Below are 7441 nucleotides of genomic sequence, written 5' to 3'. Positions count from 1 at the left end.
CTTAAATGTTTCAGGATATACTCCACAAAAGCGTTTAAACTCTTCTGGATTCAAATTTTTTACTTTTTCGTAAGTCATGGTTTTTCTGAGTGTTTTACTTTATTGTACATAATCAGTTCCTATTTTTGCAGGAGGTCTAATGCACACGGCTGCTAGTAGCTTCGCATCATGTCCCTACACACCATTAGGAATCTTATGCAAATAATACTAAATCCGTTGAGTATAGGCTATTTAAGTAGGTAGGCGTTAAAAGTTGTCAGATGCCCCCCTTATTAAGGGGGGATTAAGGGGGGATCCCCCCGCCTATCGGCACCCCCCTTATCAAGGGGGGCAGGGGGGATCGAACCTAAAATCCATTTTAAATTTAATTATAACCAGCTACTTATGAGGAGAGGCACTCATGCAATAGGGAGAGCAAATAATCAGCTTTTAATAACTAGATTTAGTATAAGGCCTTTTTGGGTTGTAAATTAAAAGCTACTAACCCCAGACCACAAAAGGGTTCTATCCAGCGATCAAAGTTTTGCTGATCTGCTAAAATTTTGATTGATGATAGCAGTTTAGTTTTGATACCTTGACATTTAATCGGGGGAACAATGACGGTTGTTTTCATTAACAACTAATAGATAATTAAATGAATACACCGGGGTAAACATTGAAAATCTCTCCTAAAATTTTACCTTGAGCTTTACTAATCGATCGCTTGCCATTAACAATTTCTGAAACCACACCCTTAGAACCAATTTTACCAACTAAATCAGCTTGTTTCCTGTTGTTAGCTGACATTAAGTGTAATAATACTTCCTGGGGTGAAGCTGGTTCGGGTTGAGGTTGTTTGGCATCAAAATCCTTAATAATTGTCGCCATTAATTTAACCATCGCGGTTTCTTCTGGTAGTCGCTCCTGTTTACTAATTAGATTAAGGAGAAGATGACGCACTTGCTCATATTCTTCTTCATTTTCAATAATCTTGGGTTGAAATTTAGTCAACAGTTGATTATAAATATTGTCATCAAGTGCTAGAGTCATTTTTCTTTCGGTTAGACTGAACTTTTTGGGTGTGTTACTACTTAACTTAAACCAGCGATTTTAACCAACCGTACCAAGCATCTAAACCTTCTCCTGTGGTAGCGGAAACTTGAAAAACTTTCAGATTGGGATTAACCTGATAGGCGTAATCTAAACAGCGATCGAGGTTAAAATTAACATAGGGCAGTAGGTCTATTTTTGTCAAGATCATGACTTGAGAAGCGTGGAACATATAGGGATATTTAATCGGTTTATCTTCCCCTTCGGTGACGGAAAGAATGACGACTTTGGCATTTTCTCCTAAATCAAATAAAGCAGGACAAACTAGATTACCGACATTTTCGATCATGACTAAAGAATTCATCGGTGGATCGAGTTCGATTAATCCTCTCTCTACCATTGATGCTTCTAAATGACAACCTGTTCCGGTGTTAATTTGGATAACCTGACAACCGGTTTCACTAATTTTTTGAGCATCATTAGCTGTAGCTTGATCTCCCTCAATCACACTGATAGGAATAGCGGTTTTTAAATCGGCAATTGTGCGAGTTAACAGGGTAGTTTTTCCCGAACCGGGGGAAGAAACCAGATTAAGAGCAACAGTTTTTCTACCCTTCAACCAACCGCGATTTTGTGCCGCTAATAGATTATTTTTTGCCAGCAGATTTTGCTCAACTTGGAGAATATTACCATGAATTTGAGCGTGAATTTCCGCAGGATGATGGGGATGCTCATGATCGTGAGCGTGAGCGTGAGCGTGAGCATGATCGTGAGCATGATGGCTATGACTAATAACAGTACCATCGGCTAAAATATGTTCATGGGTTCCCGTTTGCGGATTAGTTACCGTTACTTCCGAGTTATCAGAGCAACCACAGGTTATACACATAAGGATTCTGTCTCCAACGATTTAAGATTTAATTCTTGACCCTGTAAAATGATTATATTGCGACTACCACATCGATCGCAGATTCCGTAGGGATATTCTAGTTCTAGCTCATTTCCGCAATCTTGGCACTGTCCTAAACCGGAAATTTCCAGAATCTCTAACATTGCCCCCTCTATATTAGTACCTTGACAACAGGTATCAAAACAAAAAGCGATCGATTCTGGCATAATTGCCGTTAGTTTACCAATTTCTAACACCACGCGCTTAACTTTCATTCCTCGGGAATGTTCTAAAGCAAGTTCGATAATATTTTGGGTGATTCCTAGTTCGTGCATTTTCAGTTATCAGTTATCAGTTATCAGTTATCAGTTATCAGGGAACAGGGAACAGGGAACAGGGAACAGGGAACAGGGAACAGGGAAATTTCTACTAAAACCCCAAAACCCCAAAACCCCAAAACCCCAAAACCCCAACTATCTGTTTTTTTAGTTTTCACTTTTTCCTTTAAAACTGTCTCCTGTCTAATTAACATATTCTCGGTAATTGTTCACCGACTAACATATCGAGAATTCTGTTAGTGCCGAAAGGGGTTTTTAAGTAAACTAAATTGGGGGGAGAAGCGACGACTTCCCCGATACAAGCGGCATTTTTACCGTCAGGATGGGAACGCATCACTGCTAAAACCCGATTTTCCGCCTCCGGAGGCACGACAAGGACTAATTTGCCCTCGTTTGCCAGATAAAGCGGTTCTAAGCCCAATAATTCGCACATTCCTCGCACTTCTTCCCGGATGGGGATCGCCGTTTCCTGCACCTGTATTCCCACCCCTGAACTTTGGGCAAATTCGTTTAAAACCGTGGCTAATCCGCCTCTAGTGGCATCCCGCATCGCTTTAACTTGCGGGCAAACGGCCAGAATTGCAGAAATTAAAGAATTCAGGGCTTGACAATCGCTTTCGATTGTGCATTGTAGGTCTAATTCGCCCCTGGCAATCAGAATGGCGGCACCGTGATCCCCCAGAAAACCGTTCAGCAAAATGCGATCGCCAACTTGTAAATTATTCGCCCCAGAATTGATTCCGGCTGGAATTACTCCGACTCCAGAGGTATTAATAAATATTTGATCCCCTTGTCCCTTGGGAACGACTTTTGTATCCCCGGTGACGATTTTTACCTCTGCTTTTTCGGCGGCTATTTTCATGCTCGTAACGATGGTTTTTAGGGTGTCGATAGATAAACCTTCTTCGAGGATAAAACTACAACTGAGATAGAGAGGAATTGCCCCACCGACAGCCAAATCATTAACGGTTCCATTGACTGCTAAACTGCCAATATCACCCCCGGGAAAGAATAGGGGAGAAACCACATAGGAATCGGTGGTAAATGCCAAGCGATTGCCTATTTTAGCCAAATCTTTAATCTCAAATCGGGCTTGATCTTCAAGGGTTGCCAGTAGATTATTATCGAAGTTATTAACGAATATTTCGTTAATTAAATCCCGCATTGCTCTGCCACCGCTGCCATGGGAGAGAGTGATATTTGTGTCGGTAATTTTTGTTTTTTTTAATCTTAAAGAAGCTGAAGGAGTGCTAGTCATAGGTGAGGTAGGAAGTTTTTATTTTGGCGAGTCGCTGGTCGATAGCAAATTAGGTTACACTTTATCTTGATCAGAAACGGTGTCATAGCCTACTGATAGATTATCTTCATGGGTTTCTGATATTTCTGGCACTTTTTCTCAAGTTAAGTCCAAAACTTGAGCAATTTGTTCTACCGTTAAACCTAAAGCCAATAAACGCGGCACAGATTCCAGTTTACCTTCTTTTCGTCCGAGTATCTCCCCCTGGTCAGGGTGCTATAGCTGACAGTAAGTCGCTATAATAGAATTCGCCGATCGCTAACTTCTCTCTCGGTGAAATTTCTATGACTGGAAGACTGAACAAGCTACAACAAGATTTAAAGAACATAGAAACGGAAGTGGCAAATTTAGCCGAAAGAATGCGAGAAAAATACCGAATTTATCTTGATTTACTTGGTGAATCTCTCTATAAACAGGCGATCGGGGCAGTGTATTATATCTGTACCCGTTACTATGGGGGGGAATTTCTGGCTCTCTCCCACAGCAATCGTCAGAAACTACAAGAGGAGATCAAAGCTCTAGGACAAGAGGCTAAAGCCAGTTTACAGCAATTGGGCGAGCAGAGCTTCGATCGAGGGACATTTTCAGGGGTAGGATTCTCTAAAAGTCCAGCAGAGACGAAAAATACCCCAGATTTCTTAAAACTTTTTCTAAACAAACCGGAAAATATAGCCGCAACTGGAGAGATTAATAACCCCGATATTTTACTTTATTGTTGTCGAGTGCTGGAAAAAAACTGTATCGAGATTCTCAATCATCTCTCCAAACAAATTAATCAGCAACTACAAAAAGCTTATATTCTTCCCCCTTATCTACCTAGTCAAATTATCGATATGGCAATTCAAGCGGGAGAAGAGGGACAATCCCTAGGTGGAGGAAATAATATGTTAAACATTTTAGTAGAAGCTAAAAACCCTGAACCAGAGGAAGAAAAAGATGAAGATGAAGATGAAGATGATGGGGATGATCATGATTTTTCAAGTGGCAAAGTCACTAAAGTAACGGCAATTCATCTACGAATGGCTGAACTGGAATTTGCTGATACACGCTTAAGTGTCGAAAGAAATCAAATTCGCTCCCTTTGGGAACAATTAAATCGTCTAGGTAAACAATATTATCACCTTCGCAAAGAATATACTATTGCTCAAGCGGAAGCGGCGTGGCGCAGTAGTTGGTATGATTAATCAGTTATAATCAAACAGAGGTATTAGGGAAACATAATACTGGAAAATTTGGAGTCAAGAGGCAATTATGAAAGGAGAAATACCCGACTGGGTGAGATTACAAAAAGCCTTATCTATAGAAGCGGAAAAAGGTTATCCCGATCTTCAGGGAAATCAATACCGTTTTAGCGAGTTTTTGTGTCTTAGTTTTGGGGATAATCCTCCCGTGGGAATTGCCACCAGTGAGAGAAATCGCTGGCGAGAATTAGCCCAAAAATTTGCCCAATATTCCCAATTTAATCCCAGACAAAGACAACAATTAGTCACCGAAACTCGCAATTTTTTGCAACAATTACGGCAAACTTTAGAAGCAACCACTACCCCAAAAGAACCAGCTGCAGCGAAAATTATTAATACCATTCCTATCATGGCAAAGGCTAATTCTCCACGGCAAGTCACCCTCGAACAACCCTTGAAATATCTAGCGGAAGTGGGAGAGAGAAAAGCCAGTCTTTTAGAAAGATTAAACCTCCACAAAGTTGAAGATTTATTATATTATTATCCCCGGGATCATGTGGATTACAGTCGTCAAGTTAATATCGCTAATTTAACCGAGGGAGAAACGGTAACTTTAGTGGGGAATGTCAAGCGCTGTAATTGTTTTAATAGCCCCAAAAATACCAAGTTAGCTATCTTTGAATTGCTCTTACAGGATCGTACTGGACAGATAAAATTAAACCGTTTTTATGCGGGAACTCGCTACAATAATCGTGCTTGGCAAGAAGGACAAAAAAAACTCTATCCCGTCGGTTCGGTGGTGGCGGTTAGTGGTTTAGTCAAAGCGGGAAAATATGGGTTAACTTTAGAAAATCCTGAATTTGAATTATTAGACAGTTCTGGGGCAAGTATTGAGTCCTTAAAAATCGGGCGTATCCTGCCGGTTTATCCCCTCACCGATGGAGTACCCGCCGACCTAATTAGAAAGGCTGTAGTCGCCGCTTTTGGGGCAGTAGAGGCGATAAAAGACCCCCTACCTTTCGGTCTAAGAAAACAATACGGATTAATCGATTTAAAAACAGCAATTACTAACATTCATTTTCCCAATAATTCCGAGATTCTCAGTCAAGCGCGACGGCGATTAGTCTTTGATGAATTCTTCTTTTTACAATTGGGTTTTCTGCGGCGGCGGCAACAGTATCGTCAGACACAGAAAAGTGCTATTTTTAGTGCTAGGGGTCAACTAATTGATCAATTTAATCAGATAATTCCCTTTCAATTAACCAATGCTCAAAAACGAGTTATTGAGGAAATTTTAGAGGATTTAGATTCTAGCACCCCGATGAATCGTCTCGTGCAGGGGGATGTGGGTTCTGGCAAAACAATTGTCGGAGTTTATGCTATTTTAGCAGCCCTACAATCCGGTTATCAAGCGGCATTAATGGCTCCCACCGAAGTTTTAGCAGAACAACATTATCGTAAGTTAGTTAGCTGGTTTAATCTCTTACATTTACCCGTAGAATTATTAACTGGTTCCACAAAAACTGCTAAACGGCGAGAAATTCACGCCCAATTAGAGACAGGAGAGTTACCACTTTTAGTGGGAACTCATGCCCTAATTCAAGATGCAGTTAATTTCCGCAAATTAGGTTTAGTTGTTATTGATGAACAGCATCGCTTTGGGGTACAACAAAGGGCAAGATTATTAAGCAAAGGAGAGTCTCCCCACGTTTTAACCATGACAGCAACACCGATTCCCCGTACTTTAGCTTTAACCCTGCATGGGGATTTAGATGTGAGTCAAATTGACGAATTACCCCCCGGCAGACAACCGATTCAAACCACCGCTTTAAATGGCAATCAAAGAAGGGCTGCCTATGATTTAATTCGCCGTGAAATTGCCCAAGGCAGACAAGCTTATGTGATTTTTCCCTTGATTGAAGAATCGGAAAAATTAGATGTGAGGGCTGCGGTGGAAGAATATCAAAATTTATCAGAAAAGATTTTTCCCAATTTTAATATCGGTTTACTCCATGGTCGCATGAGTTCCGCCGAAAAAGAGGAAATCTTAACAGCTTTTCGCGATAATATTCTACAAATTATTGTCTCAACTACGGTTATTGAAGTGGGGGTGGATGTTCCCAATGCCACGGTGATGTTAATTGAAAATGCCGAACGTTTTGGCCTTTCACAATTGCATCAATTACGGGGGCGCGTTGGCAGAGGTTCCCATCAATCCTATTGTTTACTTTTAAGTGGCAGTAATAGTGCTAATTCCCGTCAAAGATTGACGGTTTTGGAACAATCCCAAGACGGCTTTTTTATCTCGGAAATGGATATGCGATTTCGCGGTCCGGGGGAAGTTTTAGGACAACGACAATCGGGTTTACCAGATTTTGCCCTCGCTAGTTTAGTCGAGGATCAAGAGGTGTTAGTTTTGGCAAGAGATGCCGCCGAAAAAATTATGTTAGATGATCCCCATTTAATTACTTTGCCCAATTTGAAACAAGCTTTAGAAGCTAAATATCAACGGATGTTGGGAGCGGATATTTTAACTTGATTTAGATGTTCAGTGATCAGTAAACAGTAATAAGTACCTAGGCAAAATTAATTACATACTCGCCTCCAAAATTGTCCAGCACTTTTTTAACGTAAGCGAGGAGGCTCTTTCGGTCTTTATAGGCGCTAAATTCAATCCATTCATATTTTAAAAATCTCCATAATATTT

Annotated in this window: 7 protein-coding genes and 2 pseudogenes; 2 read left to right on the top strand and 7 right to left on the bottom strand. The window is 40.7% G+C overall.

Features of this window, described 5'->3' with window-relative positions; translation table 11 throughout:
• Positions 1–442: 442 nt before the first annotated feature.
• The 6 genes and pseudogenes from O9323_RS03825 to O9323_RS03800 form a co-directional block, all read right to left on the bottom strand.
• A complete protein-coding gene (locus O9323_RS03825; RefSeq protein WP_002752693.1) occupies positions 443–613 on the bottom strand; it encodes a DNA adenine methylase in 171 nt (56 codons plus the stop codon).
• A 17-nt stretch (positions 614–630) separates the two neighbouring features.
• The gene (locus O9323_RS03820; RefSeq protein WP_024970194.1) at positions 631–1029 is read right to left on the bottom strand and encodes a helix-turn-helix domain-containing protein; all 399 of its coding nucleotides are present in this window, start codon (positions 1027–1029) and stop codon (positions 631–633) included.
• Positions 1030–1075: 46 nt separating this feature from the next.
• Positions 1076–1918: a hydrogenase nickel incorporation protein HypB gene (hypB, locus tag O9323_RS03815; protein WP_002752690.1), complete on the bottom strand. Its 843-nt coding sequence runs from the start codon at positions 1916–1918 to the stop codon at positions 1076–1078.
• Positions 1909–2253, bottom strand: a complete 345-nt coding sequence (locus tag O9323_RS03810) for a hydrogenase maturation nickel metallochaperone HypA/HybF (protein WP_002732104.1) — start codon at positions 2251–2253, stop codon at positions 1909–1911. The genes hypB and O9323_RS03810 overlap by 10 nt, the downstream gene beginning before the upstream one ends.
• Positions 2254–2443: 190 nt before the next feature.
• Positions 2444–3514 carry a hydrogenase expression/formation protein HypE gene (hypE, locus tag O9323_RS03805; RefSeq protein ID WP_002752689.1) on the bottom strand — a complete coding sequence of 357 codons (1071 nt, stop codon included), beginning with the start codon at positions 3512–3514 and terminating at the stop codon, positions 2444–2446.
• Between the two features lie 138 nt (positions 3515–3652).
• Positions 3653–3745: pseudogene (locus O9323_RS03800) on the bottom strand (Rpn family recombination-promoting nuclease/putative transposase); the annotation flags it as partial.
• 92 nt (positions 3746–3837) lie between these two features.
• Here O9323_RS03800 and O9323_RS03795 point away from each other — a divergent pair.
• Both O9323_RS03795 and recG read left to right on the top strand, forming a co-directional pair.
• Positions 3838–4737 carry a hypothetical protein gene (locus O9323_RS03795; protein ID WP_002752687.1) on the top strand — a complete coding sequence of 300 codons (900 nt, stop codon included), beginning with the start codon at positions 3838–3840 and terminating at the stop codon, positions 4735–4737.
• 67 nt (positions 4738–4804) lie between these two features.
• Positions 4805–7273 (top strand): ATP-dependent DNA helicase RecG, encoded by a 2469-nt coding sequence (gene recG, locus O9323_RS03790; RefSeq protein ID WP_288124712.1) that lies wholly within the window; start codon positions 4805–4807, stop codon positions 7271–7273.
• Positions 7274–7310: 37 nt separating this feature from the next.
• Here recG and O9323_RS03785 read toward each other — a convergent pair.
• A pseudogene (locus tag O9323_RS03785) lies at positions 7311–7441 on the bottom strand (IS630-like element ISMae24 family transposase); the annotation flags it as partial.

This window comes from Microcystis sp. LE19-131.1A, assembly GCF_027532015.1.
GTDB classification, from domain to species: Bacteria; Cyanobacteriota; Cyanobacteriia; order Cyanobacteriales; family Microcystaceae; genus Microcystis; species Microcystis ichthyoblabe_A.
This window is presented reverse-complemented; position numbering and strand designations above follow the sequence as displayed.